Origin of the sequence: Comamonas sp. SCN 65-56 (genome assembly GCF_001724135.1) — a bacterium.
GTDB lineage: Bacteria > Pseudomonadota > Gammaproteobacteria > Burkholderiales > Burkholderiaceae_C > Comamonas_C.
This window is the reverse complement of the sequence record NZ_MEDS01000020.1, coordinates 16,663-40,779: the sequence shown is the minus strand read 5'-3', so window position 1 is coordinate 40,779 and position 24,117 is coordinate 16,663. Positions and strand designations below refer to the sequence as shown.

Annotated in this window: 25 protein-coding genes and 1 pseudogene; 6 read left to right on the top strand and 20 right to left on the bottom strand. The window is 65.9% G+C overall.

Annotation, left to right across the window (positions count from 1 at the left end):
* Positions 1-4: 4 nt before the first annotated feature.
* Together ABS45_RS11735 and ABS45_RS11730 are read left to right on the top strand one after the other, a co-directional pair.
* Positions 5-493: an NUDIX hydrolase gene (locus tag ABS45_RS11735; protein WP_291555713.1), complete on the top strand. Its 489-nt coding sequence runs from the start codon at positions 5-7 to the stop codon at positions 491-493.
* Positions 494-580: 87 nt separating this feature from the next.
* Positions 581-1,009, top strand: coding sequence for a DUF3592 domain-containing protein (locus ABS45_RS11730; protein ID WP_291555712.1), 429 nt, complete (start codon positions 581-583; stop codon positions 1,007-1,009).
* Between the two features lie 39 nt (positions 1,010-1,048).
* Here ABS45_RS11730 and ABS45_RS11725 read toward each other — a convergent pair whose 3' ends face one another.
* The 9 genes from ABS45_RS11725 to ABS45_RS11685 form a co-directional block, all read right to left on the bottom strand.
* Positions 1,049-2,236 carry a Wadjet anti-phage system protein JetD domain-containing protein gene (locus ABS45_RS11725; RefSeq protein ID WP_291555711.1) on the bottom strand — a complete coding sequence of 396 codons (1,188 nt, stop codon included), beginning with the start codon at positions 2,234-2,236 and terminating at the stop codon, positions 1,049-1,051.
* An 82-nt stretch (positions 2,237-2,318) separates the two neighbouring features.
* Entirely contained in the window at positions 2,319-2,606 is a 288-nt protein-coding gene (locus ABS45_RS11720; RefSeq protein ID WP_291555710.1) for an addiction module antidote protein, read from the bottom strand.
* Positions 2,603-2,911 carry a type II toxin-antitoxin system RelE/ParE family toxin gene (locus ABS45_RS11715; RefSeq protein ID WP_291555709.1) on the bottom strand — a complete coding sequence of 103 codons (309 nt, stop codon included), beginning with the start codon at positions 2,909-2,911 and terminating at the stop codon, positions 2,603-2,605. The genes ABS45_RS11720 and ABS45_RS11715 overlap by 4 nt, the downstream gene beginning before the upstream one ends.
* 38 nt (positions 2,912-2,949) lie before the next feature.
* Positions 2,950-6,237 carry an ATP-binding protein gene (locus ABS45_RS11710; protein ID WP_291555708.1) on the bottom strand — a complete coding sequence of 1,096 codons (3,288 nt, stop codon included), beginning with the start codon at positions 6,235-6,237 and terminating at the stop codon, positions 2,950-2,952.
* Positions 6,234-6,962, bottom strand: a complete 729-nt coding sequence (locus ABS45_RS11705; protein WP_291555707.1) for a DUF4194 domain-containing protein — start codon at positions 6,960-6,962, stop codon at positions 6,234-6,236. The genes ABS45_RS11710 and ABS45_RS11705 overlap by 4 nt, the downstream gene beginning before the upstream one ends.
* Positions 6,943-7,536 carry a DUF4276 family protein gene (locus ABS45_RS11700; protein WP_291555706.1) on the bottom strand — a complete coding sequence of 198 codons (594 nt, stop codon included), beginning with the start codon at positions 7,534-7,536 and terminating at the stop codon, positions 6,943-6,945. The genes ABS45_RS11705 and ABS45_RS11700 overlap by 20 nt, the downstream gene beginning before the upstream one ends.
* A complete protein-coding gene (locus ABS45_RS11695) occupies positions 7,533-8,738 on the bottom strand; it encodes an AAA family ATPase (protein ID WP_291555705.1) in 1,206 nt (401 codons plus the stop codon). The genes ABS45_RS11700 and ABS45_RS11695 overlap by 4 nt, the downstream gene beginning before the upstream one ends.
* Before the next feature lie 49 nt (positions 8,739-8,787).
* A complete protein-coding gene (locus ABS45_RS11690; protein ID WP_291555704.1) occupies positions 8,788-10,287 on the bottom strand; it encodes a DUF3375 domain-containing protein in 1,500 nt (499 codons plus the stop codon).
* 30 nt (positions 10,288-10,317) lie between these two features.
* Positions 10,318-11,835 (bottom strand): M20 family peptidase, encoded by a 1,518-nt coding sequence (locus tag ABS45_RS11685; protein WP_291555703.1) that lies wholly within the window; start codon positions 11,833-11,835, stop codon positions 10,318-10,320.
* A gap of 61 nt (positions 11,836-11,896) precedes the next feature.
* Between ABS45_RS11685 and mnmA the strand changes: the two genes are divergently transcribed.
* Positions 11,897-13,012 carry a tRNA 2-thiouridine(34) synthase MnmA gene (mnmA, locus tag ABS45_RS11680; RefSeq protein WP_291555702.1) on the top strand — a complete coding sequence of 372 codons (1,116 nt, stop codon included), beginning with the start codon at positions 11,897-11,899 and terminating at the stop codon, positions 13,010-13,012.
* Between the two features lie 74 nt (positions 13,013-13,086).
* Here the strand turns inward: mnmA and ABS45_RS11675 are convergent, their stop codons facing one another.
* On the bottom strand, positions 13,087-13,716 hold the full coding sequence (locus tag ABS45_RS11675) for a hypothetical protein (RefSeq protein WP_291555701.1): 630 nt from the start codon (positions 13,714-13,716) through the stop codon (positions 13,087-13,089).
* A gap of 154 nt (positions 13,717-13,870) precedes the next feature.
* Complete coding sequence (locus ABS45_RS11670) at positions 13,871-14,425, bottom strand: DUF924 family protein (RefSeq protein WP_291555700.1); 555 nt, start codon at positions 14,423-14,425, stop codon at positions 13,871-13,873.
* Positions 14,426-14,524: 99 nt separating this feature from the next.
* On the opposite strand from ABS45_RS11670, the gene ABS45_RS11665 reads away from it, so the two are divergent.
* On the top strand, positions 14,525-15,667 hold the full coding sequence (locus tag ABS45_RS11665; protein WP_291555699.1) for an FAD-binding oxidoreductase: 1,143 nt from the start codon (positions 14,525-14,527) through the stop codon (positions 15,665-15,667).
* 74 nt (positions 15,668-15,741) lie between these two features.
* Here the strand turns inward: ABS45_RS11665 and ABS45_RS11660 are convergent, their stop codons facing one another.
* The 3 genes from ABS45_RS11660 to pyrF all read right to left on the bottom strand — a co-directional run bounded on the left by ABS45_RS11660 (position 15,742) and on the right by pyrF (position 17,156).
* Complete coding sequence (locus tag ABS45_RS11660; RefSeq protein ID WP_291555725.1) at positions 15,742-15,948, bottom strand: type II toxin-antitoxin system RelE/ParE family toxin; 207 nt, start codon at positions 15,946-15,948, stop codon at positions 15,742-15,744.
* Positions 15,949-16,014: 66 nt separating this feature from the next.
* Positions 16,015-16,290 carry an addiction module antitoxin gene (locus ABS45_RS11655; protein WP_291555698.1) on the bottom strand — a complete coding sequence of 92 codons (276 nt, stop codon included), beginning with the start codon at positions 16,288-16,290 and terminating at the stop codon, positions 16,015-16,017.
* A 41-nt stretch (positions 16,291-16,331) separates the two neighbouring features.
* Positions 16,332-17,156, bottom strand: coding sequence for an orotidine-5'-phosphate decarboxylase (gene pyrF, locus ABS45_RS11650; RefSeq protein WP_291555697.1), 825 nt, complete (start codon positions 17,154-17,156; stop codon positions 16,332-16,334).
* Positions 17,157-17,219: 63 nt separating this feature from the next.
* On the opposite strand from pyrF, the gene ABS45_RS11645 reads away from it, so the two are divergent.
* On the top strand, positions 17,220-18,107 hold the full coding sequence (locus ABS45_RS11645) for a DMT family transporter (RefSeq protein WP_291555696.1): 888 nt from the start codon (positions 17,220-17,222) through the stop codon (positions 18,105-18,107).
* 4 nt (positions 18,108-18,111) lie between these two features.
* On the opposite strand, the gene ABS45_RS11640 is transcribed toward ABS45_RS11645, so the two are convergent.
* From ABS45_RS11640 to ABS45_RS11615, 6 genes are all read right to left on the bottom strand, one after another.
* Positions 18,112-18,822, bottom strand: a complete 711-nt coding sequence (locus tag ABS45_RS11640) for a hypothetical protein (RefSeq protein WP_291555695.1) — start codon at positions 18,820-18,822, stop codon at positions 18,112-18,114.
* Position 18,823: 1 nt separating this feature from the next.
* The gene (locus tag ABS45_RS11635; RefSeq protein WP_291555694.1) at positions 18,824-19,342 is read right to left on the bottom strand and encodes a hypothetical protein; all 519 of its coding nucleotides are present in this window, start codon (positions 19,340-19,342) and stop codon (positions 18,824-18,826) included.
* The gene (locus tag ABS45_RS11630) at positions 19,339-19,950 is read right to left on the bottom strand and encodes a hypothetical protein (protein ID WP_291555693.1); all 612 of its coding nucleotides are present in this window, start codon (positions 19,948-19,950) and stop codon (positions 19,339-19,341) included. Before ABS45_RS11630 ends, ABS45_RS11635 begins: the two co-directional genes overlap by 4 nt.
* A 9-nt stretch (positions 19,951-19,959) precedes the next feature.
* A complete protein-coding gene (locus ABS45_RS11625) occupies positions 19,960-20,736 on the bottom strand; it encodes a hypothetical protein (protein WP_291555692.1) in 777 nt (258 codons plus the stop codon).
* 106 nt (positions 20,737-20,842) lie between these two features.
* Positions 20,843-22,024 carry an NnrS family protein gene (locus ABS45_RS11620; protein WP_291555691.1) on the bottom strand — a complete coding sequence of 394 codons (1,182 nt, stop codon included), beginning with the start codon at positions 22,022-22,024 and terminating at the stop codon, positions 20,843-20,845.
* Positions 22,024-22,599 (bottom strand): DUF3617 domain-containing protein, encoded by a 576-nt coding sequence (locus ABS45_RS11615; protein WP_291555690.1) that lies wholly within the window; start codon positions 22,597-22,599, stop codon positions 22,024-22,026. The genes ABS45_RS11620 and ABS45_RS11615 overlap by 1 nt, the downstream gene beginning before the upstream one ends.
* Positions 22,600-22,714: 115 nt before the next feature.
* On the opposite strand from ABS45_RS11615, the pseudogene gorA reads away from it, so the two are divergent.
* Positions 22,715-24,081 (top strand): annotated as a pseudogene (gorA, locus tag ABS45_RS11610) (glutathione-disulfide reductase).
* The last annotated feature ends 36 nt before the right edge of the window (positions 24,082-24,117 follow it).

Sequence of the window (24,117 nt, the reverse complement as noted above, 5' to 3'; positions counted from 1 at the left end):
AGGCATGCCATCGGGGGCGATTGACCGCTGGAAACCACATGTCACCGTCGCGGCGGTGCTGGAGCAGGGCGGCCGCTTTCTGCTGGTGGAGGAAGAAACCAGCGACGGCCTCAAGCTCAACAACCCGGCGGGCCACCTGGAGCCGGGTGAATCTCCCGCACAGGGCTGCGCGCGCGAGGTGCTGGAAGAGGCCGCCTGGGATTTCGCGCCCGAGGCGCTGGTAGGCGTTTATCTCAACCGCTTCACCAAGACGCGCACCGGCGAGGACATCACCTACCTGCGCTTTGCCTTCTGCGGGCGGCTGCTGTCGCACCACGCCTGGCGCCAGCTGGATACCGGCATCGTGCGCACGGTGTGGATGACGCCGCAGGAAATCCGTGCCTGCCGGGAGCGCCACCGCAGCCCGCTGCTGCTCAAGAGCATGGAAGATTACCTGGCGGGGCAGCGGTTTGCGCTCTCGCTCATGCATGTCGATGCCAGCGTGATGCGCTGAGCCCGCGGGGTCACGCAACGAAGCTGCCGGGTCCGGGTCGGCAGGCACAATCGCGCAGACTTGATCTGTCGCACGAAGAGGTCGGCCATGGCGATGAAATCCAGACTGAGGATCATCTTCTTTCTCGTGTTTTGCCTCCCGGGGCTGTTCATCACGGGCTATGGCGCGAAGCTGGCCGCCGATGCCATGCACCTGGCGAGCAAGGGATCGACCGCGCCGGGCACCATCGTCACGTACGAACGCCAAGGGTATTTCGGCAAGGTGGGGCGGCGCCTGTGTGCCGTTGTCGAGTTTTCGCACGCGGGCTCGACGCATCGATTCACCGACGACTGGTGCAACCCCTCGCCCAAGGAGCGCCCCGTCGGCTCCAGCGTGAAGGTGGTTTTTGATGTCGGCCATCCGTCACTGGCGCGCATCCACACCTGGAGCGCGCTCTACGGCAAAAGCCTGTTCACCAGCGTCATCGGCGCGCCCTGGCTGCTGCTGGGCATCGCGCTGGTCATGCGCGTGCGGTGATGACAGACCGCCCGACGCCATACGCCACAGACCACGGGGTCATGCAGGACACCCCCAAGTCCGCACGGTCTGCATGACAAGCGCGGACCGCAAAAACTCCTGCTCCAGTCGGCCATGCACAAGGCTGCGCAGATGTGCATCCAGTGTCATCTCCTCTGGCAGCAGGGTTCCGGTGCCGGGCTCTGGCTCTGGCGCCGGCTGCGGCTCGGCCACGGTGCAGCCCGGGTGGGCGTCAAAGGTGGCGCGGTCCATCAGCAGCGCCTGCAGCTGCGGCACATGGCCGCGTGCGCTGGCCAGCATGTGCAGGCCCCAAGTGTCGATGTCGCCCCAGTAGGCCACACGGCGCTGCTGCAGCCAGGGCGCAGAGGCCAGCCAGGCCAGGTCCAGCCCCGCGCCCAGAATGGCCACGCAGCCCGCCAAAGCTTGGGGCAGCAGGTGCAGGCAGCGTTCGTTTTCCACCAGCAGGACATGCGTGCCGGGCAGCGGCTGGCGCGCCAGCTCGGTGGTGGGCACGCGCTGGCGCACAAAGGGCAGCAGACCGGGGGCCAGCGGGGCGACCAGCAGCCAGTGCTCATCCTCGGCGCTGGCACCCAGAAAGGCCACCAGCCCCTGCCTGCTTGCCGCCTCGTCAAACAACACGTCGAGCAGCGCGGTGATGAGCGCGTCGTGGCGCTCAAAAAACTTGCTGTCGTTGCCCGCCACCGTCAGGGCGCGCAGCGGCAGGCCGTGGGCGCAGCCCGGCCGCAGCTGCAGGGCGATGTGCGCGGCCTGAATGACCACCTGCACCGGCGTGCCGCGCCACAGCGCCAGACGGCGCAGCAGCAGGCGGTGAAAACGCGCATCCACCGCCGCCAGCACGGCGGCCAGGGCCTGATGCTCGATCCGTAGCTGAGCGCCCTCGGCCCCGCAGTACTGAACGATGGCCGCCAGCGCCGCCGACGGCCGAGGCAGCAGCCAGTGCGTGGGCAGCTCCACCGGCTGGCTGCCGCCACGGTAGCTGCGGCTTTCCCACTGCACCTCGCCCAGCTCTTCTGCGACCACGGCGCGCCACTGCTGCACATGCTGGCGCAGCTGCGCGCTGTCGTGCTGGAAGTGGTGCGCGCTGGGCAGGCCAATGGTCAAGCGCAGCGGCCAGGCCCCTTGGGCGTTGAGCAGATAGCGCTCGCGCCAATCGGCCTGCTGCCATTGGCGCGCCAGCTGCCGGGCCAGGGCGGCGGGGGATTTCATTTACTATTGGAAGTGGAGCTGGTGGCGCTTGGTGGTTGGGCGCTATTGCCTGATTTCATCAAATTTTTCTCCGCGGCCATCCTCAGACCTTTGCCAGCGTCAGCTTGAGACCCATGGCGTGCAGGACCTTGAACAGCGTGTCCGAGTTGGGCGCACGCTCGCCGGAAAGGCTTTTGTACAGGCTCTCGCGCGACAAGCCAGTGTCGCGCGCCAGCTGCGTCATGCCACGGGCGCGGGCAATGTCGCCCAGTGCGCCGGCGAGCTCGGCAGGGTCACCATCTTCGAGTACCTGACGCAGGTATTCGGCAATTTCTTCTTCGCTGGCCAGGTGATTGGCCATGTCGAAGGGGCGGGTCTGTGTGCGACTCATGGGGCAAGCTCCTTGGCAAGGGTGGCGGCAATGGCTTTGGCGGCGACGATGTCGTGCTGCTGGCTGGATTTGTCGCCACCACCGAGCATGACGATCAACACCTGACCGCGTTGCAAGTAGTACATGCGCCAGCCTGGGCCAAAAAACTCGCGCATCTCCCAAACACCATTGCCCAGGGGTCTCACGTCTCCCAGATTGCCGAGACGAGCCTTGTTGACCCGGCGGCGCAGGCGGATGCGCGTGGGCATGTCCTTGATGGCATTCACCCACTGGACAAAGGCCTCGGTTTCCAGGACGGTGTACATGGTGCAATTGTAGCCAAAAGGCTACGGTCCGACAAGGTTCAGCGGGTGCTTTGCATCCTCCGCGCCCTCTCCCCCAACTCCTCCCAACTGAGCGACGCCAGCGTGGCCCGCTGCCCCGTGCGGTGCACCACCACGGCGCTGCGGGTGTGGTTGCGCAGCAGGCGCAGCTCTTTGTTGGGCGTGACGAAGAGTGCGTGCAGGCCGAATTCGCGCAGCGCCTGGATGATGCGTGCGGCCACGGTTTGTGAGCTTTTGGAGAAAGCCTCGTCGAGCACGATGCTGGCAAACAGCGGCTGACTGCGCCCGGGCGGGCACAGGGCGTAGCTGAGCGAGGCGGTAAGTACGTAGCTGGCGATGATTTCCTTCTCGCCGCCGCTGCCGCCCTGCGAACCGGTGCGGCGTTCCAGCACCTGACCGCTGGCGCGGTCGAGCACATGCACGGCAAATTGCAGGCGGTAGCGTGCGTCCAGCAGCGCCTGCGCGGCCTTGGTGCGGCGGTTGCTGGCGTGTTCGCGCAGCAGCTCCACCAGGGTTTGCAGCGCCTGGTAGTGGCGCTGACCGCCGTCCTCGTCGCTGCTTTGCAGGCGCTCGCTGCGCAGCCGCGCCATGGCTTGGGTGAGCTGTTGCAGGCTGGGATGCAGAACGGCCTGCGGCGCCAGTTGCAGGTAGCGCCCGGGCTGAAAATCCACCCGCGCCAGGGTGTGGTTGAGCTGGTCTATGCGCTCGCTGATTTCGGTCACCTGCGCGTCTATGCCCGACAGCAGCGTGCTTACGCCCTGGTCGCTGGCGTTGTTCAGGTAGTCCTGAAAGCGCTGGCGTTTGTCCGGCAGGGCTTCTTCTTCCAGGGTTTGCAGGCGCGCCAGGTAGGGCGGCATGGCCTCCACCTCTTGCAGCAGCTCGGCGAGTGCGCCGCGGTCTTCTTTTTGCGCACGCGCCATCTGGCGGATGATGTCTTTTTGCAGCTCGGCCAGGCGCTGGCCTTGCTGCTCCAGCGTCTGGCGCGTGGCGGCTTCGATCTGGCGCTCCTGGCGCTCGATGTGCTCGCAGCTGGGCGGCTCGGGCAAGAGCGCGGCGATGGCGTCCTGCCAGGGCGTGCTGTCGGTATCGAGCTGCGCCAGGCGCTCGGCGCAATCGGTCTGGCGCGCCTGGGCGCTGCGCTGGCGCTCGTGCAGCGCGGCCTGCTCGGCTTGCAGGATGCGCAGCGCCTGGGCGGCGGCCTGGCTGTGCTGCTGCGCGGCCTCGTAGCGTGCCTTGGCCTGGGCGGCGTCGGACTGCGGGTCCAGCAGCGCGGCCAGGCGCTGCTGCGACTGCGCCAGTTGGGCGCTGGCGCTGGCGGCGTCCAGGTCTTGCCATTGCAGCGCTTGCAGCTGCTGCCAAAGTTGGTGTTTTTGTACCGATAGCGCTTGTGTAGATTGAGATGTTTGCTTCTGTTTTTGTAGTATTTGCCAGGCAGTTTCGCTGCTGGTAATGCTTTGCTGCAACTGCGCCAGGCGGTGGCGGTTGTCAAAGCCAGTCATCCAGTCCTGGTCGATGCGGCGCTGGTCCTGTTTGTCAAAGTGCTGGGCGCGGCCAGACATCAGGCCCTCGCGTGTCATGGCGTGAGGCGTTGCGCGCAGGGTCTCGGGGCTTCCCACGCAGTGGCGGTCCACCTCGGCCAGCAGCTGGCGCAGCGCGCTGCTGTGGGCGTGGGGCTTGAGGCGCAGCTTGCGCGCAAAGCCGTCGGCCCAAAAGCTGGCGGGCGCGGCCACCTCGCGCACCTCCAGCAGGCGCACATGCAGCCGGTTGTGGCGTGCGTTCACCCAGGCCAGTGCGTCGCCCATGGCGGCGTGTGGCACCAGCAGGCGCAGACGCTGGCTGCCCAGGGCGCGTTCGATGGCGCCGCGCCAGGCGCGCTCACTGGGCGGCACTTCGACCAGCTCGGCGACGAAGGGCAGGGCCTCGGCCGGCAGTTGCAGCTGCGCGGCCAGGTCGGCGCGAAACTGCGTGAACTCGAGCGGCAGATTCGAGCCCGGGCGTTGGCGCACGGCCTGCTGCTCGGCGTGCAGGGCCTGCAGCGCGGCGTGGGCGTTGCGCTCGTCGGTCACGGCCTGCTCGGTGGCCTCTTGCAGGGCGCGCTGCTCGTCGGCCAGCTGCGCCAGCGCGGGCGCAGCCTGCTGCTGGTGCTCGGCCAAGAGCTGCGCGCTGGGCGCGGCCACCTCGCCCAAGCCCAGGTTGCGCGCCAGCAGGCGGTAGCTGGCCTGCGCCGTCTGGCGCTGCGCCAGCAGCTGGTGCAGCTGGGCCGTGTGGCCTTGCAGCAGCTGCACATCGCCGCCGCCGCAGCGCAGATAGGCCTCGAGCAGGATGTGTGCGGCGCTCTCGGCCGCTTGCTGCGCAGCCTCGGCGTCGGTGATTTGGCGCTCGGCGCTGGCCAGGGCGGCATTCAACTCGGCCAGGCGCGTGCCCCACAGCTGCGCGCCCTGCGTGGCAAACCAGTGCGGCAGCGCGGCGTGCAGGGCGCGCTGCTGCTTTAGCTGGCGGTGCTGCGCGGCCTCTTGCGCCGCCAGTTCGCGCAGCGGCAGCAGGGCCAGGTATTGGCGGTTGGCCAACTCCAGCTCGGCGTGGATGGCGGCCAGTTCGTCAAAGCTGGCCGCTACCTGCAACGCATCGTCAAAGGCGCTGTGGTCGTCGAGCACCAGCTCGCGAAAGATCTCGTCGATGCTGTTGAGCTGCTTGAGCCCGGCGGCGCGGTTGAGCAGGGTGAAGGCGTTGGGGCCGACCTCGAAAAAGCGCTGCAGCCGCGCCAGGTAGGCGGACTTGCTGTTGTAGAAGCTCAGGCCGTCGGTGTTTTTCTCCAGCCGCGCCAAGGCGCGTGCGCCGCCGCTGTGGTGCTCCTCCAGCCACAGATCCAGGCTGTGGCCGCTGCCCTGGGCCAGGCACCAGCGCCGCCCCATGTCGGCCAGGCTGGAGCTGCTGCCGTCAAACCACAAAATCGCGCCGATGAGCAGGCTATCAGCCGCGTTGTCGCCGCGCACCAGCTGCGCCGCAATGCCGGTCACGCAGCGGCCACTGCGCGCGATGTGCTCGCTGCCGTCATCGCCGCCGCCCGGGCCAGTGGCACCGCGCACGTAGCTGACCAGGTCGCGGTCGCTCTCGTGCCCGCCAGTCGATGCCAGGTTGTAGCGCGGATGCTGGCACAAGAGCGTCATCAGCGCGTCGATCAGCGTGGTCTTGCCGCTGCCGGTGGGGCCGATGACCGCCGTGTTGCCCGCGTCGATATGCGCTTGGTGGCGGCCAGCAAAAGCGCCCCAGTTGTACAGGTGCAGGCTGTGAAGGCGGTAGCCATTCATGCGCTGCCCTCCGGGGTTGCGGCGCTGGCTTCGCGCAGCTGCTGCAGCAGCGCTTGCAGGTTTTCGGGGTTAGCCAAGTGTACGATCATGGGGCGGATCAGCAGGCGCTCGCTGCCGTCCACCTCCGACACTACGCCGTGGCCGCGCAGGTTCTCCAGCAGGTTCAGCAGGCGCTTGCGTTCTTGCAAGTCGCTGCCGGTGGCACCCAGGTAAATCTCCAGCTGCGGCAGCAGCGCATCGACGGTGGTGTACACCGGCACGCCCAGACCTCCCTCTTGTTCGCGCTGCAAAAACTCGCGCCGCAAGATGGCCAGCAAGAGCGACTGCTCCAGCGTCAGGCGCTGGCGGCGCACCAGCGGGTGCGTCCATTCGTCGCCCTCGTCGCCCTCGCCCTGGTAGTCGCCCGCCACGCTGACAAAGGCCAGGCCGCGCAGGTCGTCCACTTGCACGCGCAAATCCAGCGGCTCCAGCAGCGCATCCACCCGCGCCGTGGCGCTGGTGATTTGGCGAAACAGCAGCGGCTTGGCGGCTTGCTCGAGCAGGCCCATTTTCAGCAGCTCTTGCACCGCGCGGCGCAGGGCCAGGGGGGTGGCGGCGGTTTCTGGCGTGGGCTCGGGTGGGGTGTTGGTGGGGGTGGGGGCAGCCTCAGGTGCGGGTGTGGCGCTGGCCCATTGGTCGAAGATGTCGGGGGTGGCAGGGAACATTTCAGACGCGCTGCGAGACATGGTGTTTCCACTCCTTGCACAGCTTGCGGAAGGATCGACTGTTGTCAAAGGCCTGTTTCAAATCAAACCTTGCGGCAAACGCAGGCTGATCGAGCAGGGGGCGGTAGATGCCACCCGCCATCCGTTCCCGCATCCATCCTTTCGCATCGCGCGGCACTTCTGCCTCGATCACCCGATGGGTGGTCATCGAGAAGCCCCTTGCGCCATCCAAGGAGAGGGCTGCGGCGATGAACCACGCTTCAAATTCGCGATTCGCCAACACCACTGATACACGTCGGTGTGGTGCATGCTGCAGGGCGCGCTGATACAGGTCTTGTCCGAGGCGTGCGGGGCAATCGTCATCGGCATCGAGCAGAATCAAAATCCATCCGTCATCCCCGCTTTTAGCGGCAGCCAGCAGCAATTGACGGCGAAACTCCTCCTCCTTTTGAATGAACCTGTCCCGTCGCACCCGGATGGGTGGCAATGGATTGACGAGGGTCTCCGGCGCCCATTCATTGGCCAGTCGGCGCAGCACGATGGGCAAGGCGGCCACTTCTCCATCTCCCTCCACGATGGTTGCGATGGAGATCATGAGTGCGTCTCTCCAAACAACTCAGCCTGTGACTTGTCCTGTTGCTCAATGATTCTGCGATCAGGGCTCAATTGGTTCAGGCGCAGCAATTCCCCGGCAGAAAACAAATGCTCGCGCAGCATTTGTCGCGATGCTGCGTCCAAGGGGGCTATCTTTGTTTCTCCATCTTCAGACACCACGGCAAGAATCGCATCTGGGGGGATGCCGTGGTCGTCCAGGAGATCTGGGCTGTGGCTGGTCACCAAGACTTGAGTGTGCAGGGCCGCTTGCCCCAGGACTTCACGCAGCGCTGAACTGGCCGCTGGGTGCAGCGCCGTTTCAGGCTCTTCAATTCCAATCACCGTCGGCGAATAATCCGCATTGTTTTGGAGCAAAGCCGTTAATACACCCAGGGCACGCAAAGTCCCGTCAGACATGTTTTGCGCCAGAAAGCGCCAGGGATGCTGTGCGCCAACTACTTTCTGGCGGAATTCCAGTGTTTCCATAGGGCCGATGGCAATGCGCTCCAATCCTTGCACCATGGGCGCCACCAATTGCAAATAGTCTTTGATGGACTGCATGCGATCCGGAGCCACCCGTTGCAGATGATTGATCACACTGGCAATGTTTTCCCCTACGGGTTTGAGCAGGCGGCCATCTTGGGGTTTTTGCAGCTCACGCATGGTCTTGGGATTCAGGTTGTAGAAGCCCATGGCTGTCAAGCCATCAAAGACAGGCCGAAATACGGTCAAGCCCGATACAGCCACCAAGGCCAGTCGGTCACTGGTGACTGCGGGAAACGTGGTTTCGCTGCTGCCTTGCAACTGTCCTTTTGCGATGCGGAAAAAAGGCCCTTTACCCATTCCGCCGATGACGCATTCCTCGTTCTGCACTTCATGGCCGCCGCTCGCCAATGCACCGATGCGAAAGGCGTACCAGCCTTCACGTCCGTCCTTGAGGCGGAACTCCAGGCGAATGCCAATATGGTTGGGATGGCCGCTGGAGCGGCGGCGAACCTCGTTCAATCCGCCGCGCTCACTGAGGGCGTTGTCCAGTGACCCCGTCAGTGCATCGCGCACAAAGTGCAATGCATCCAGAAAATTGCTTTTCCCTGCGCCGTTTTGTCCCACAAGATAGGTGAGTGGATGCAGGCGGATATCGCATTTGGCAATGCTTTTATAGCTGCGCAACACCACGCGCTGTATGAAAACGGAATTTGTCATGCGATCCTCTTGAAGCAAGACGAAGCCTACCCTTGAATGACTTTGCAGATTACCAATCCGCATCCACCCCACGCAGCGCCTCGGCCTCCAGCACCGCCCGGGGCACGGTAAAGCACCACGTGCCCGGCCCATCCTGCGTGGTGATCTGCTCTACCTGCCTCACATCCCACTCGCCCCCCGCTTCACGCGCCAGGGCCAACCACAGGGCCAGGGTTTCCAGGTCGTGCGCGCCCGGCGGCAGGGCCTGGGCCAGGGCGGCCAGGGTCATGGGCTGATTGGCCTGCTCCAGCACCTGCAAGGTCTGCTCCAGCAGCACGCGCCGATCCAGCCCTTCGAAGGCCTGCCAGAACTCGCCCTCCACCTGGTCCAGGTCGGCGTATTGCGTGGTCAGCAGCAGCTCGGCCTGGGCGCCGCCGTCCAGCGACTTGACGCGCAGGCGCTCGATCAGTGGCAGGTTGGCCAACGCCACGCCCAGGGGTGGCAGTGGCGCGCTGGAGCGGCGCACGGCCTGGCGCTGCCAGTCCACCTGCAGGGCCTGCTGCAGGATGTCGTTGAGCAATTGGCCCACGCGCTGGTTCTCCGCCGCCTGGCCGATTTTCATGAACTGGCTGACTTCGCGCTCGCTGCGCGCGCGCACGGCCTGCACCACCTTGGCCTCTTTGATGAGCTGGCCGGTCAGCACCTGCAGGGCACTGCGCTGCAAATCGTCCAGCGCCTGCGCGGTGGCCGGGTGCGCCAAGATGGCGCGGATGCGTGCGCGCATATGGGCCAGCTCGGCCTGCTGGTGCAGCTGCTGCTGAAAGCCCTCGAACACCCGCCCCTCCTGGGTGCTGAGCAGCTGAGCGTGGCCGTCCAGCAGTTGATCGACTACGCTGCCGCGGTGCTGCTGGGCGCTCAAGATGGCTTGGCGCAGCGCCCGGTCGGCGGCGCGCCAGGAGTCCTCCACGCGGCGAAAGTCGGCGCGCAGGCTGGTGGCCAGGGCATAGACCTCGCGGATGCCCTCGACGGCCTGCGCGTCGCTGAGCGGCGCAACGCGCCCAGCGCGCACCTCCTCCAGCTGCCACTGCAAGTCGTCTATGCGCCGCTGCAGGTGCGCGGCGCGGCTGGCCGGGTCGGGGTCGAGCTGCGCGGCCAGGTGGTCGATCTCGCGCTGCACCACGGCCAGGCGCGAGGCGGTGGAAGTCATCATGCACTGATCGAGCTGCGCGACAAAGCGCAGCGCGGTCTTGAGCGCGTCGGTCTCGTGGATCAGCCCTTCGCGCTCGGTGATCAGGCCACGGCGTGTCCATTCGCGCAGCTCGCGCCGCGCCTGGACGGGCAGGTCGGCAGCGTCGATCTCAAAGCTGCTGTCGTTGGCATGCGCGCCCAGCAGCTCGGCCAGGGCCTGCACCGCCTGCTCCAGCGGCACGCCGCCGGGTTGGTGCTCCAGCAGTGATTCGAGCGCACTCAGCATCAGCGGCCCGCGGCGCGAGGCCAGCAGCAGCCAGGCAGGGTGCTGCTGGCGGGCGAGGAGGTATTGCTGCGTGCGTTGCTGCGGGAGGGTGGGCACGCGCCGATTGTAGAAATCGGCGCGTCGCGATCAGCCCGTGGCCTGGAGCTGCGTGATCAGCCGCTGATAAAAGCGGATCGCATCGGCATAACCCTTGACCGACAAGCGCTCGTTGGTGCCGTGAAAGCGCTTCAAATCCTCGCTGTTGGCACGCACCGCCGAGAACTTGAAGATGTGGTCGCTCAAGGGTTCGTAGTGCACCGAATCGGTCGCCGCCACCATCAGGCCGGGGGCGACCAGTGCATCGGGAAAGATCTCGCGGATGGTCTGGTTCAGCACGCGGTACTGCGCCGAGCCGGTGGGCGCAACCTTGGATGCTTCCTTGGCACCGGGCAGCATGCTCACCTTGAAGTGCTCGGGCGGCGCCACCTGGCCCACGACCGAGCTCACGTGCTGCATTACGCCATCGCGCGTATCACCGGGCAGGATGCGGAAGTTCACCGTCGCGTCGGCGCGTCCGGGCAGCACGTTGTCCTTGTTGCCGGCATTCACGATGGTCAGCGCCGTCGTCGTGCGCAGCATGGCATTGGTGCTGTCGGCAGACTCCAACTGCTTTTGCACGATGGGGCCGAAAAGCCAGAGGTTGGACAGCGCCACGCGCGAAAAGCCCCCCATCTCGGGCGCCAGCACGTCGAACATCTCGCCCGCGACGCCGCGGATCGCCGCCGGCATCTGGTGGTTTTCCAGCGCATTCAAGGCGGCGGCCATCATCGCGATCGCGCTCGTGCCCGCTTTCGGCGGCATCGACGAATGCCCGGGCGTGGCGCTGGCTTCAAGCGCCACCGACATGTAGCCCTTTTCGGCCACGCCGATCAGCGCCGCCGGTTTTTTCAGCCCCGGCATCACGCCGTCCAGCACCAGCAGTCCCTCGTCCAGTACGAAATCGAGCTGCACGCCACGGCTCTTGAGCAGCTCGGCGATCTTGGCTGCGCCGCGGTGCCCGCTCACTTCCTCGTCGGCGCCATACGCCAGGTAGATGGTGCGCGGCGGCTGCCAGCCACTGGCGATCAGGTTTTCCACCGCCTCCATCTGCGACAGCAGATTGCCCTTGTCGTCCCACGAGCCGCGGCCCCAGATGTAGCCGTCCTTGACCACTCCGGCAAACGGCGGCTCTTGCCAGTCACCCTCGGTGCCGGGCGCGATCGGCACCACGTCCTGGTGCGCCATCAGGAGGATGGCCTTGGCCTTGGGGTCCTTGCCCGGCCAGGTGTAGAGCAGTGACAGGCCGTTGACGGTTTCGCGCTGGAGCGTTGCGTGCAGCTTGGGGAACTGCTTTTGCAGCAGCGCGTGCAGCGCCTCGAACTGGTCTTGATTCAGCGTGGCATCGGTGGCCGATGAGACGGTTTTCAGGCGCACCGCCTGCGCCAGGCGCTCGGCCGCGGCCGCCTCGTCGATCGCCACCGGCGCCAGCGGCGCCACCTGCAACTGGCGCGAGCCCTTGCGCCAGGTGTTGATGGCAACGGCTGCCACCAGCACCAGCAGCGCGAGGACGATGAACTGAAAAATGCGCTTGAGCATGCGTGTCGTCTCCTTCGATATCGGGGGCATCGTAGCGACAGCCCATGGCAGCCCCTGACGCGCGCGCGACGGCCCACGGATAATCGCGACCATGCAAAAGCACCGCATCGTGGTGGGCCTGTCGGGCGGGGTGGATTCCGCCGTCACGGCCCACCTGCTCCAGCAACAAGGCCATGAGGTCGTCGCCCTCTTCATGAAAAACTGGGAGGATGACGACGACAGCGAATACTGCTCCAGCCGCCAGGATTTTTTGGACGCCGCCAGCGTCGCCGACGTGCTCGGCATCGAGATCGAGCACGTGAACTTCGCCACCGAATACAAGGACAGGGTGTTTGCCGAGTTCCTGCGCGAATACCAGGCCGGGCGCACGCCCAATCCCGACGTGCTGTGCAACGCCGAGATCAAGTTCAAGGCCTTCCTGGATCACGCGATGCGCCTGGGCGCCGAGAAAATCGCCACCGGCCATTACGCGCGCGTGCGCTTCAATGAAACCACCGACCTGCACGAACTGCTCAAGGGGCTGGATGAAACCAAGGACCAGAGCTATTTTTTGCACCGCCTGAACCAGGCCCAGCTCTCGCGCACGCTGTTCCCGGTGGGCGAGCTGCGCAAGAGCGAAGTGCGGCGCATCGCTGCCGAAATCGGGCTGCCAAACGCCAAAAAGAAGGATTCCACCGGCATCTGCTTCATCGGCGAGCGGCCGTTTCGTGACTTCCTGAACCGCTACATCGCACGCGAGCCCGGCCCCATCATCGACGACCGAGGGCGCCAGTTGGGGCGGCACATGGGGCTGTCGTTCTACACGCTGGGCCAGCGCCAGGGCCTGGGCATAGGCGGGGTGAAAGAGAAAAACGCGCCGCGCGGCGGAGGTGATCACGCGCCCTGGTTCGTCGCACGCAAGGATTTGCAGCGCAACGCGCTCATCGTGGTGCAGGGGCACGAGCACCCCTGGTTGCTCTCGCATCAGCTTGCCGCGCAAGATGCAAGCTGGATCGCGGGCCACGCGCCCGCCCGCGGCGATTACAGCGCAAAGACGCGCTATCGCCAGCAGGATGCGCGCTGCACGCTCTCAAATACAGAGCAAAAGAGCTTTGCCTTGGCATTCCCCGAGGCGCAATGGGCCGTCACGCCGGGGCAGTCCGCCGTGCTCTATGACGGCGAGGTGTGCCTGGGCGGCGGGGTGATTGAGGCGTCGGACGGCGGCTAGACAGCTCACGTTCACGCAAAAAAGGGCCATCCAGTGGCCCTCGTGCATGCGTCATCGGCCAAGCCCGGCGGGGCTCAATCCTTCTTGGCCTTGCGCCGACGCAGGGCGGCGAGCCCGCCCAAACTGCTCAACGCCCCCAAGAGCAGCGGGGCAGCACCGGGAAGCGGCACGGTCGACACCGGGGGAATCTCTCCCGGCTGGTACCAAACTGAAAAATGTGATATGGAGTTGTGGGCGCCGCCCGGCCCGCTCGTTTCCCACGTTCCGCTGAGTGTTGGCAACCCCGCCAGATCCAGCAGATAGCCCGCAAATGAATTGGCCTGGACGATGGTGAGCAAGAGGTTGCCATAGCTCACAGAGGGATTACTCCACGTGATGCTCCAATCTCCGGGCCCTGTAGTCGCACCAATGCCTGAAATATTCAATCCGGCAACGGGCCCCGCGGCAAAACCTCCGTCAGTGGAATACCCCAGTGTCCAACCAAGATCGTCCAGCGTGTTCTTGTCATTGCTATTGGACTCGCAATACATGGCGGACAAGCCCTCGGGTGTTCCGCTGATGGTTTGCGTGAGATCGTAGTTGATGGTTTGCTTGCCACTGGATGCGGAGCAGCTCGCAGCCGATGCCGTTGCAGCAGACAGTGCAAACGCTGCGCCTATTGCCACACTTGCAATGGCTCGTGAAAAAGTCCAATGTGTCGTCATCCGGCGCTCCTTCGTCCATGTAACCGACTGCCACGTAACGCCAGCATGATGCATTGCACACGCGTACCTCGCAATGAGCCGAACGGGCTAATCGCCAAGAGCGGGAGCACGATGGTGTTGGCAGCAAGTGCCGGCATTCAGTGGTTTGAGCGGACTAAAACGAACTGCCCGGCTGCTGCAAAAATACAAGCTCCTCGGGCGTGCTGGTGCGCCCCAGCGCGGTGTTGCGGTGCGGGTAGCGGCCAAAGCGGCGAATGATGGCCTCGTGCTGGCGCGCGAAAGCGAGGTTGCCGGGCTGCGCCAGCGCGACGTACAGGCGCAGCGACTCTTGCTGCACCGCGAGCGATTCGCTGTGCATGTAGGGCAGGTAGGCAAACGCCCGGTGCACCACCGGCAGCTTCATGTCCAGCCCTTGCGCGACGAGTTCCTGCGCCAGCACCAGCGCCATCGCGTCCTGTGCGAAAGCGACGGGACTATCCCGGTGCAGATTGCGCGAGAACTGGTCGAGCACGATGATCTCAGCCAGTCTCCCGGGGGCATCCGTGCGCCAGCGCCACAGCTCGCCCTGCGCGGCGCACGCATGCAGCGCGGCAAAGCGCGTGCGAATCGCAGCGTCAAAGGCATCATCCTTGGCAAACCATTGCTTAGGGCTGCTTTCGTCAAACCAGAAGCTGAGTACCGCAGCGGGGGTGATCGTCGTATCGTTCATGGCTGTGAGTATCGCGCCGGACAGTATTTGAATCAAATCGGCCTCCAGCGCTTTGCTGGCAAGCGTTGGCAGCTATCAATAGAGAATAGAGGAATTTTCATGACGATGCACGACTTCGCGATCATCGGCGCCGGGATGGCCGGGGCCTCGCTCGGCTGGCAATTGGCGGGCGCGGGCACCTCGGTGCTGCTGCTGGAGCGCGAATCACAGCCTGGCTACCACAGCACCGGGCGCTCGGCGGCGCTGTTCATCGAGACCTATGGCACCGAGGCGATCCGCGCGCTCACCCGCGCCAGTCGGGGTTTCTACGAGGCGCCGCCTGCGGGCTTCACCGACGCGCCCATCCTCACGCCGCGCGGCGTGGCCTATGTCGCGACGCACGAGGAACTGCCCGAGCTTGCCCAACTGGCCGCCGAGCTGCGCCCGCACGCGCCCGATCTGGCCGATCTCGATCACGCCGCACTGCTGCGCCTGCTGCCCTGTCTGCGCCCCGAGGTGATCGCCGCCGGGCTGCTCGACCCAGGCGCGACCGACATCGATGTGCACGCGCTGCACCAGGGCTATCTGCGCGGCCTGCGCCAGCGCGGCGGGCGGGTACAGACCAGCGCCGAGGTCGTCGGCCTGACGCGAACGGGCAACGCATGGACGATCCAACTCGCCGAGGGCGAACCGGTGCAGGCGCGCCGCGTGGTCAACGCCGCCGGTGCCTGGGCCGATGCGGTGGCGCGCCTGGCGAGCGCCCGGCCCGTCGGTCTGGTGCCCAGGCGGCGCAGCGCCTTCAGCTTCCCCGCACCAGCGGGCACCGACGTGCGGCGCTGGCCGGCGGCGATCGGCGTGGCCGAGAACTGGTACTTCAAGCCCGACGCCGGGCAGTTGCTCGGCTCTCCCGCCAACGCCGACCCGACCGAGCCGCACGACGTGCAGGCCGAGGAGCTGGACGTGGCCACCGGCATCGCGCGCATCGAGGCGGTGACCACGCTCACGATCCGCCGCCCGACGCATGTCTGGGCCGGGCTGCGCTCCTTCGTCGCCGATGGCGAGTTCGTGATCGGCGAGGATGAGGCGGTGGAAGGCTTTTTCTGGCTCGTCGCGCAGGGCGGCTATGGCATCCAGAGTGCAGCGGGGTATTCGCTGCTGGCGCGCAACCTGCTTTTGCAAGAGCCGCTGTCCGAGCCGCTGCGCGCCCAAGGCATCGATGCCACGATGGCGGCCGCGCTCTCGCCCCGGCGGTTGCGCGCTTGATGCGTTCCAGACCGTCTACGGCCCGAAATCCTCGCGCAGGCGGTCGATCTGGTGCATGCGTTCGTGGAGCACGGTCACGATGCCGATGTCGCCACCTGACAATTCGCGCCAATAGACAAAGTGGTGTTGGTGGCGAAAAAGTAACCATGGACGCCCAACTCGGCCGGTATCGGCCTGGAAGGCGTGGAGTGGTCGAGCAAGCCATCAAAAGCGGCAAACAAGCCCGTGAGATAGCGCTCGGCCTGCTGCTGGCCCCAGCGTTCACGCGTGTAGCGAAAGATCTCATCCAGCCGATACGAGGCCGCAGGCTACACGCGGATGCGGCGCTGGATGGGCACGGCGCGTGCTCAAGGCCGGTTGCGAGCGATCACGTCGGCAGCGCTCAAGGGCCGGTACGACGCATCGGGTGCGGCAAACGCCTGCGTCAATTCGGCCTGGAGGCGCTCGAAAGCCTGCTGCTGCATCCGCTCCTTGTCGCGGCGGATCAGGTCACGCAGATATTCGCTGACGCTCTCGTAGTCCCCCTGTTCGCCCACGTTGGCTGCCACGAACTCGCCGAGCGTGCCGCTCACGCGAACAGTCAAGGTGGTGGGATGGGCGGGCATGGCGGTTCTCGAACGCATTCAACGTATTCAATATACGGCAAAACGAATACGCCGATGCCTCATCCCCGGGCCGCGTTGAGCAGATCGCGCGTGGCCTGCGCTGCCGCGCGCGCGGCCTGCGCGAAATCACTGCCGCTGGAGGCGTAGAGGATGGCGCGCGAGGAGTTGACGACGATGGGGCCGTCGGGACGCCAACCCGCGCGCACCGTCGCCAGAGCGTCGCCGCCCTGCGCACCGACGCCGGGAATCAGGAGCGGCACCGTGGGCGCGATCTGGCGCACGCGCTCGATCTCCGCCGGGTAGGTGGCGCCAACCACCAGGCCCAGCTGGCCGTTGGTGTTCCATGAGCCCTGTACCAGGCCGGCCAGGTGTTCATAGAGCAGCGGCTGGCCGGGCACATCCGCCAGACGGCGCGCCTGCAAATCGCCGCCGCCGGGGTTGGACGTGCGGCACAACAGGAACGCCGCCTTGCCCGGGTAGCGCAGATACGGTTGCACCGAATCGAGACCCATGAAGGGCGAGAGCGTGACCGCGTCGGCGCCGTAGCGCTCGAAGGCCTCGCGCGCGTACTGCTCGGCGGTGGCGCCGATGTCGCCGCGCTTGGCGTCCAGGATCACCGGCACATGCGGCGCGTTGGCGCGCAGGTGCTGCATCAGGCGCTCCAACTGGTCTTCGGCGCGCTGCGCGGCGAAGTAGGCGATTTGCGGCTTGAAGGCGCAGGCCAGATCGGCGGTGGCATCGACGATGGCGGCGCAGAAATCGTAAATCTTCTGGCCATCATTTTTGAACCGTGCCGGAAAGCGCGCCGGATCAGGGTCCAGCCCCACGCAGAGCATGGAATCGTTGCGGGCGCCAGCTTGGCGCAGCAGGTCGAGGAAGTCCATGCGCGCGATTGTAGAAGGCGCCTTTTGAAGGCACATTGCTCGATGCGGGCACAATCGCGCGCCATGCCCGCCTTCTCCCGCCGTCACCTCATCGTGCTGGCACTGCTCACCACCGTCTGGGGGCTGAACTGGCCGGTGCTCAAGATCGGCGTCACCGGCTTTCCACCGCTCAGCTTTCGTGTCGCCTCCCTGTGGCTGAGCCTGCCGGTTTACGCCTTGGTACTCAAGCAGCAAGGCTCCAGTTTCGTGATCGAGCGCCGCTACTGGCGCCGCATGGCCTTGCTGGCGCTGTTCAACATGGCGCTCTGGAACGCGCTGATGATCCTGGCGATCCCGCTGCTCTCCAGCGGCCGCGCTGCCATCCTGTGCTACACCATGCCGATCTTCTCGGCCGTCATCGGGCAGTTGGCCTTTCATGACCGGCTGAGCACGCGCGGCTGGCTGGGCGTGGCCGCAGCCGCGGCGGGCGTCACCTTGCTGCTGTGGAATGAAATGGCGCGCCTCTCGGGCAGCGCCAGTGGCGTCGCGCTGATGCTGGGCGCCGCGGTTTCATGGGCGCTGGGCACGCAGCTGCTGCGGCGCTCCACCCTGCCGGTGCCTCTGCTGGCGCTCACCTTCTGGATGACGCTGGCGGGCCTGATCGCACTCACGCCACTCGCCTGGTGGCTGGAGCGCAGCCAGTGGCAACTGCCCGGCATGGCCACCACGCTGGCCATCGCCTACAACGCGGTGCTGGCCCTGGGGTTTGCCCAGGCGGCATGGTTTTTCCTCGCGCGCACGCTGCCGCCTCTTGCCAGCACGCTGAGCGTGATGATGATCCCGGTGATCGGCGTCTTCGCTGGCAGCGCGTGGCTGGACGAGCAACTGCACTGGCAGGATTTCACCGCCATGGCGCTGATCCTGATGGCGATTGCATCGGTGCTGTGGCCGGTGCGCGCAACGGCGAAATGACGCCTCAGGGCGCGTATTCGGTCAGCACGTAGCTCACCTTGCCGCCCTTGAGCATGCGCGAATCGGCAGGCTCGTCGCGGTCAAAGCGCGCCAGGCCCACGCCCTTGCAATACCACTCGGTGGACGCGATCGTCTGGTCCGCGACGCCCGTGAGGCCGTCCTTGTAGATCTTGAAGCTGCCGCTGCCTTCCACCCGCACGCAGGGGCTGAAGCGCCCGGCCGGCACCTCCAGCGTCTCGTCGATCGCGGCGATGCGATAGACCATGTGGGCGCGGTATTCGTACTTGAGCTCGTGCGGGAATTCCAGCGTGCGCTGCAACACTACAGGCGCGGTGCTGCCAATCCACTCCACTCCGGGCTGCAGCCTGGCGGGCAGGATGCGGATCGGCGTTTCATCGCGCAGCGGCAGTTCTTCCAGGTCGGTGCGCGAGGCCACGCGCTCCAGGCCCGAGGCATTCTCGCGCACGTAGTATTCGACGCCCGAGGCGCTGCGGCGCACCGTCACCGGCTCGCCTTCCAGCGTTTCCTTGCGCACGACCGAGAGCTCCAGCGTGGCCTCGACCGGGGGCTTGGCCATGTCGGTGCGCAACGCATAGGTCCAGCGTGCGCCGAGATGCAGCGGGAAATAACTCTCCGCGTCCGGCGGCGGTCTGTTGCACCCCGCCAGGGCCATCGCTGCGAGCAGCACCATGGCGCAAACAAGCTGTGGCCGCATGTCATTTCTCCGGCAGTTGCGGACGTGGCAGGTCACTGATCTTGATCCTGGGCTTTTCCCCGGGGCCGGGCAACATCCAGGAAAAGCCCGTGCCCTTGGGCCCGTTGGGCGGCTCCAGCGTGCCCATTTGCGAATTGCCCTGGCGGTTTTTCTTCATCGCATCGTTGAACAGGCTGTGCAGATCCTTGTCGTAGGGCAGGCGGTAGGCGCGTGGCTGGGCCGCAGGCTTGTTGTTCTCCAGCGCGTTCACCCAGAGGTAGATGTTGCCTTTGTGACCGAGTTCGCTGCTGGGCTCTTCCGTCACCACCGCCAGCAGCACGAAACGCTGGGGCAGCTCAACCTGCGCGGGCCAGCCCTGGCTCTCCTGCCAGCCCTCGTAGGCGACGAAATACGCCACGGTCACCAGCGCCACCAACCCGATCTTCACGGCCACATGCCAGCGCGTCCAGACGCACAGAAAAAGCAGCAGAAAGGCCAGCAGCGCATAGGCCACGGTCAGCAGCAGCAGGGAATGGTTCATAGCCCTTGTCGCTCCACAATGGTTTTGGGTAGGGTGTTGACGTCGGTGACCTTGCCCGCGCCATCGAGCGTGAAGCGCACCAGCGTGCGCTCGTCGCCCTTGCTCGGGATCTGCACCGTGCCGTAGTAAACGATCTCGGCGCGCGGGTTGATCTTGACGACGCTGACCGAAACATCGACGGGCTTGCCGTCCCTGGAATCGTAGTAATGCGCATTCACCACATACTCGCCCGGCATGAAGCCGCGCAGCGTGGCGATTTCCTGGCGAATGGGATTGGTGATGGTGCGACCATTGGCGATGACGGAGTTGTTGGCCGCGCCGCGATCGTCGCGATCCAGGTGCATCAGGCCTATGTCGCGCTGGCGAAACCAGAGCAGATCGCCCTTGGGGTCCTGCACCCAGGTATCGACATCGTCGGGGCTGTTGTCTTCCCAGCTCACGGTGATGATGAATTCCGCCTTGGCCGGGATATCGCCCGCCTTCTTGGCCTTGGGGTTGATGGCCAGCAGCGCCACGATGAACAACATCACGAACGCGATCAGGATGTTGAACAGGATGTCGTAGAACGGATCGACCTCCGCTTCACGCGGGCGGCGCTTGAGTGCCACGGTTGAGGCTCAGCGGTCCGGGAAGACCCGCGCCAGGCCGTTCTCGGCCAGCTCCAGCGCATCGGCGACGAGGGCATCGGCGACGCGGTCCAGACGCGAAAGCTGCAGGCCCAGCAAGATGTTGCCCACCAGACCGGTCATCGTGGTGAGCAGCGCCGTGCCCAGGCCGGCCGTCAGGTTCTTCAGCAGCGTGGAGGTTTGCGTCGCCTCGATCGAATCCAGGCTGCCCAGCGCCAGCGCCATGATGGAAAAGCCGATCACCTTGCCCAGCAGGCCGAGCTTGAGCAGCGCCGCGTTGAACCACCAGGCGCTTTCATGCGCGCCGTGGGACTTTTCCGCCAGCAAATCGGTGAGCTGGCCATTGCCGCGCCAGTGGCCCGGGCCCTTGGCGATCAGATCGGCCAGATAGCACTGCACCCAGGATTGCGGCTGCGCCCGCAGCGTGGTGAGCAGGGTGGCGGACTGGGGCGCCGGCCCCTGCAGCAGCGCACGGGCCTCGGCCAGCCAGGCGTGCTGGCGTGACAAAAGATAGCTGCGCCGCCCCACCCAGAGCGTGGCAGCGGTGAAAATCACCAGGATCACGATCGTGAGCAGCGTGGGATCGGCCGCCACCAGCATCTGCCACACGCCCAGGCGCCAGAGCAGCCAGCTGGCAAACACCAGCAGTCCGAAGAAGGCCAGCCAGACCGCCAGCAGCACTTCGTGCTCGGCAATGCCGTCGCGCTCGCTCTGTCCCTGCAGCGGATGGGCGAACCACGAAGTGCGCCAGGTGTGCAATGCGTTCATGGGTCGCCGCCCTTGTCTCTTGTTCTGTGTTGTGACAGCCGGTGCGTTGTGCAAGCCGCCATCAACAGCAATAGCAAGTTCCGTACCGGGAATGCGGCGCAGGGTATCACGCGCCGCTCGGCGGCTGCCCGTCCTGGCGCGTGCGGCGGTAGCTTGCGCGCACCGCACGGCCCGGGCCGCTGTCACCAGCGCTTCCGAACGACCGACGGATCAGCCACAGCAACAGCGTGAACAGCAGCGCATAGGCCAGTGCCCAGCACGCCGCCGCCAGCGCCAGCAGCGCACCATTGGCCGAGGCGCCCAGGCGCAGCAGCGCCGCCAGCGTCAGCAGCGCCACGGCGGCATAGGCCCAGGGCAGGTGATTGGTGTCGCTCGTCGCACGAAACATCTGCGTGCGCAGCATCACGCCAAACGTCAGCGTGCCCAGCGCGCCAACGGTGATGGCGTGCAAGGCCGTGCTCACAGCATGGCCTGCGAGCACGGCCCACGCAACCAGTACCCACCCCGCGATCAGCCAGAAATAGCCCGCCAACAGCGCCACCAGATCGGGTTTGTCATGGCACAGCCAGAAGTGCCAGCGCACCATGCGCACCAGGGTGAGCAGCGCCGCCGTCAGCAGCGCCACCACTCCGGCGCGCGCCGCCCAGGGCCAAGGCAGCAGCAGGCAAACGATGCCCGCCGCCAGCAGCGCCAGCACCGCCACCTCCAGGCCGGGCTGCACCACATGCTCGATAGGCGCGCCTTTGGCGCGCAGATGCCCGGCAACCGCTGGCGCCAGAATGCGCCCGCCCATGAAGAACATCAGCATGCTCAACAGCAGCACGGCAGCACGCACCGCCTGATGCACCGCCAGCGGCGGCAGCGCATGAAACGCCAAGGCCGCAGCCGCCAGCGCACCGATGATCAACCCGACCGAGCGATTGCTCCATTTGCTCGCCCTGAGGTAGATCGGCGTCACCAGGCCTGCCAGGCCGAGCACGAACAGCGCATCGAGCACGAACGCCAGGCTGCCCAGCGGTGCCAGCAGAAAAGCCAGGCGCGCCGCCAGCCAGACACCGAGCAGAACGAAGGACTTCTTGCCACTGCCCGGCACCAGCGTGTAGCCCGCCACCACGGCCAGCGCGTAGCCGAAGATCATCTCGTGCGCATGGTCCAGGCCGGTCTGCAGTGCCTGCGGCGCGGGCAGCAGGCCCAGTTGCCCCAGCACCGACCACGGCAGGGCGATGGCGGCATACAGCGCCGCCACGGGAAACCAGTAGCTGCCGGGGAAGTACCAGGGGTTCTTCATCACTCCTGGCGCAGCGGCTTGATCTGCCCGCAGTCAGCCGACAGCCAGCGGCCCTTTTGCGTCATGTCCATCTGCTCGGGCTTGCCCTCGACCTGGGTGTGCATCTGGTACTGACCGTCGAAAGCGGTCGGGCCGCCCATCGTCATCGAGCCTTCGCCCGAAGATGGCGGCTGTCCTGCCTTGCCTTCGCACCGAAAGCTGACCTTGAGCCGACCCGGCCCCGCGCGGGTGACCTTGTGCGTGCAACCCTCCTGGGCAGGGATGTTGTCCATGTCCACATCCTTCTGCGTCATGCAGACCTTCAGCGTCGTGGCAGCGCCGCCGTTCGCGCTGGCGCTGGGCATGCTCATGCCGCGCTGCGCCATCATCTGCTCCATCTGCTTGCGCTGCTCTGGCGGCATGCTGGCCAGTTGCTCCTGCATTTTTGCCATCGCGGCTTCCATCTGGCCGCTGGATGTTTTCATCGTGCTTTGCAGCTCCCACAGGCCAGGGCGCAATTTCACGTCAGCGGCGTGCGCCGCAGTCAGAGTGGCAGCGGCCAACGCAACAGACATGATGGTGCGGATGATGTGCATGCTCGTCTCCTTCAGGGTGCGCGCACAGCGCAGGTTGTGGGCCAACCGCCATTCTGGACCACGCGCATTGTCCGCACACCCTACACTGTTCCCATAGTTCACAGGAAACCGGCAGATGGCGGATTTTGACTTTGACCTTTTTGTGATTGGCGGTGGCTCGGGCGGCGTGCGCGCCGCACGCTTTGCCGGTCAGCGCGGCATGCGTGTGGGGATGGCGGAGAGCAAGCGCATGGGCGGCACCTGCGTGAACGTTGGCTGCATTCCCAAGAAGCTCTACAGCTACGCCGCCGAATACGCCGAGGGCTTTGCTGACGCGCGCGGCTATGGCTGGAGCATTCCGGGCGAGCCCACGCTGGACTGGGACACGCTCAAGCACAACCGCGCCCAATCCATCGCCAATCTCAACGCCATCTACGAAAAGCTCATGACGGGCGCCAAGGTCGATCGCATGCAGGGCCACGCCAGCCTGGCGGATGCGCACACGGTACGGGTGCGCCACGGCACAGCGCCGCCGCCATCCTGATCGCCACTGGTGGCACGCCCTGGGCGCCCGAGCTGCCCGGGCGCGAGCTGGCCATCACGTCGGACGACATCTTTGACCTGCCGCGCTTTCCCCGGCGGCTGGTGGTGGTGGGCGGCGGCTATATCGCCTGCGAGTTCGCCAGCATCTTTCACGGCATGGGCAGCCAGGTGACGCTGCTGTACCGCGGCGAGCAGATCCTGCGCGGCTTTGATGACGAGGTGCGCAGCTTCGCCGCCGAGGAAATGCGCAAGGCCGGGGTCGACATCCGCGTGCATGCCGACGTGGCCCGCATCGAGGCTGCGGGCGATGCGCGCCGCGTGCACCTGCGCGATGGCACTTCAGTGGATGCCGACGTGGTGCTCTACGCCACCGGCCGGCGCGCCAACACCGAAGGCCTGGGCCTGGATGCTGCCGGCGTGCGCCAGACAGAAAGCGGCACCATCGCCGTGGATGCGCACTTTGCCACCAGCACGCCCGGTATCTACGCGCTGGGCGACGTGGTGGGCCGCATGGAACTCACGCCGGTGGCGCTGGCCGAAGCAATGGTGCTGGTTGACCACCTCTACGGCCCGCTGCCAGGCAAGGCGGCGCGGACAATGGACTATTCCAACATCCCAACCGCCGTATTCATCCACCCGCCGATTGGCACCGTGGGTCTCTCGGAGCAGGCGGCACGCGAACAATTCGGCAAAGTGCGCATCTACCGCAGCGACTTCCGGCCGCTGCAGCACAGCCTCTCGGGCAGGAGCGAACGCACCATGGTCAAGCTCGTCGTGGACGATGCCAGCGATCGCGTGGTCGGCGCGCACATGGTCGGCGCCCAGGCGGGCGAAATCATCCAGGGCTTTGCCGTCGCATTGAAATGCGGCGCCACCAAGGCGCAGTTCGACGCAACGATAGGCATTCATCCGACCAGCGCGGAAGAATTCGTGACGCTGCGCGAGGTGAGTCGTACATGATTGCGCAGCCGATAATTTGAACAAATACGGCTCCAG

Excerpts from the sequence above, each read along its gene's own strand:
- ABS45_RS11640 (WP_291555695.1), bottom strand. The coding sequence starts at position 18,822 with ATGCGGCCACAGCTTGTTTGCGCCATGGTGCTGCTCGCAGCGATGGCC.
- ABS45_RS11670 (WP_291555700.1), bottom strand. The coding sequence starts at position 14,425 with ATGAACGATACGACGATCACCCCCGCTGCGGTACTCAGCTTCTGGTTT.
- ABS45_RS11700 (WP_291555706.1), bottom strand. The coding sequence starts at position 7,536 with ATGATCTCCATCGCAACCATCGTGGAGGGAGATGGAGAAGTGGCCGCC.
- ABS45_RS11615 (WP_291555690.1), bottom strand. The coding sequence starts at position 22,599 with ATGCACATCATCCGCACCATCATGTCTGTTGCGTTGGCCGCTGCCACT.
- ABS45_RS11665 (WP_291555699.1), top strand. The coding sequence starts at position 14,525 with ATGACGATGCACGACTTCGCGATCATCGGCGCCGGGATGGCCGGGGCC.
- ABS45_RS11695 (WP_291555705.1), bottom strand. The coding sequence starts at position 8,738 with ATGACAAATTCCGTTTTCATACAGCGCGTGGTGTTGCGCAGCTATAAA.
- ABS45_RS11715 (WP_291555709.1), bottom strand. The coding sequence starts at position 2,911 with ATGTACACCGTCCTGGAAACCGAGGCCTTTGTCCAGTGGGTGAATGCC.
- ABS45_RS11725 (WP_291555711.1), bottom strand. The coding sequence starts at position 2,236 with ATGAAATCCCCCGCCGCCCTGGCCCGGCAGCTGGCGCGCCAATGGCAG.
- ABS45_RS11735 (WP_291555713.1), top strand. The coding sequence starts at position 5 with ATGCCATCGGGGGCGATTGACCGCTGGAAACCACATGTCACCGTCGCG.
- ABS45_RS11730 (WP_291555712.1), top strand. The coding sequence starts at position 581 with ATGGCGATGAAATCCAGACTGAGGATCATCTTCTTTCTCGTGTTTTGC.
- ABS45_RS11685 (WP_291555703.1), bottom strand. The coding sequence starts at position 11,835 with ATGCCCCCGATATCGAAGGAGACGACACGCATGCTCAAGCGCATTTTT.
- ABS45_RS11620 (WP_291555691.1), bottom strand. The coding sequence starts at position 22,024 with ATGAAGAACCCCTGGTACTTCCCCGGCAGCTACTGGTTTCCCGTGGCG.
- ABS45_RS11705 (WP_291555707.1), bottom strand. The coding sequence starts at position 6,962 with ATGTCTCGCAGCGCGTCTGAAATGTTCCCTGCCACCCCCGACATCTTC.
- ABS45_RS11635 (WP_291555694.1), bottom strand. The coding sequence starts at position 19,342 with ATGAACCATTCCCTGCTGCTGCTGACCGTGGCCTATGCGCTGCTGGCC.
- ABS45_RS11710 (WP_291555708.1), bottom strand. The coding sequence starts at position 6,237 with ATGAATGGCTACCGCCTTCACAGCCTGCACCTGTACAACTGGGGCGCT.
- ABS45_RS11655 (WP_291555698.1), bottom strand. The coding sequence starts at position 16,290 with ATGCGTTCGAGAACCGCCATGCCCGCCCATCCCACCACCTTGACTGTT.
- ABS45_RS11720 (WP_291555710.1), bottom strand. The coding sequence starts at position 2,606 with ATGAGTCGCACACAGACCCGCCCCTTCGACATGGCCAATCACCTGGCC.
- ABS45_RS11645 (WP_291555696.1), top strand. The coding sequence starts at position 17,220 with ATGCCCGCCTTCTCCCGCCGTCACCTCATCGTGCTGGCACTGCTCACC.
- ABS45_RS11675 (WP_291555701.1), bottom strand. The coding sequence starts at position 13,716 with ATGACGACACATTGGACTTTTTCACGAGCCATTGCAAGTGTGGCAATA.
- ABS45_RS11625 (WP_291555692.1), bottom strand. The coding sequence starts at position 20,736 with ATGAACGCATTGCACACCTGGCGCACTTCGTGGTTCGCCCATCCGCTG.
- mnmA (WP_291555702.1), top strand. The coding sequence starts at position 11,897 with ATGCAAAAGCACCGCATCGTGGTGGGCCTGTCGGGCGGGGTGGATTCC.
- pyrF (WP_291555697.1), bottom strand. The coding sequence starts at position 17,156 with ATGGACTTCCTCGACCTGCTGCGCCAAGCTGGCGCCCGCAACGATTCC.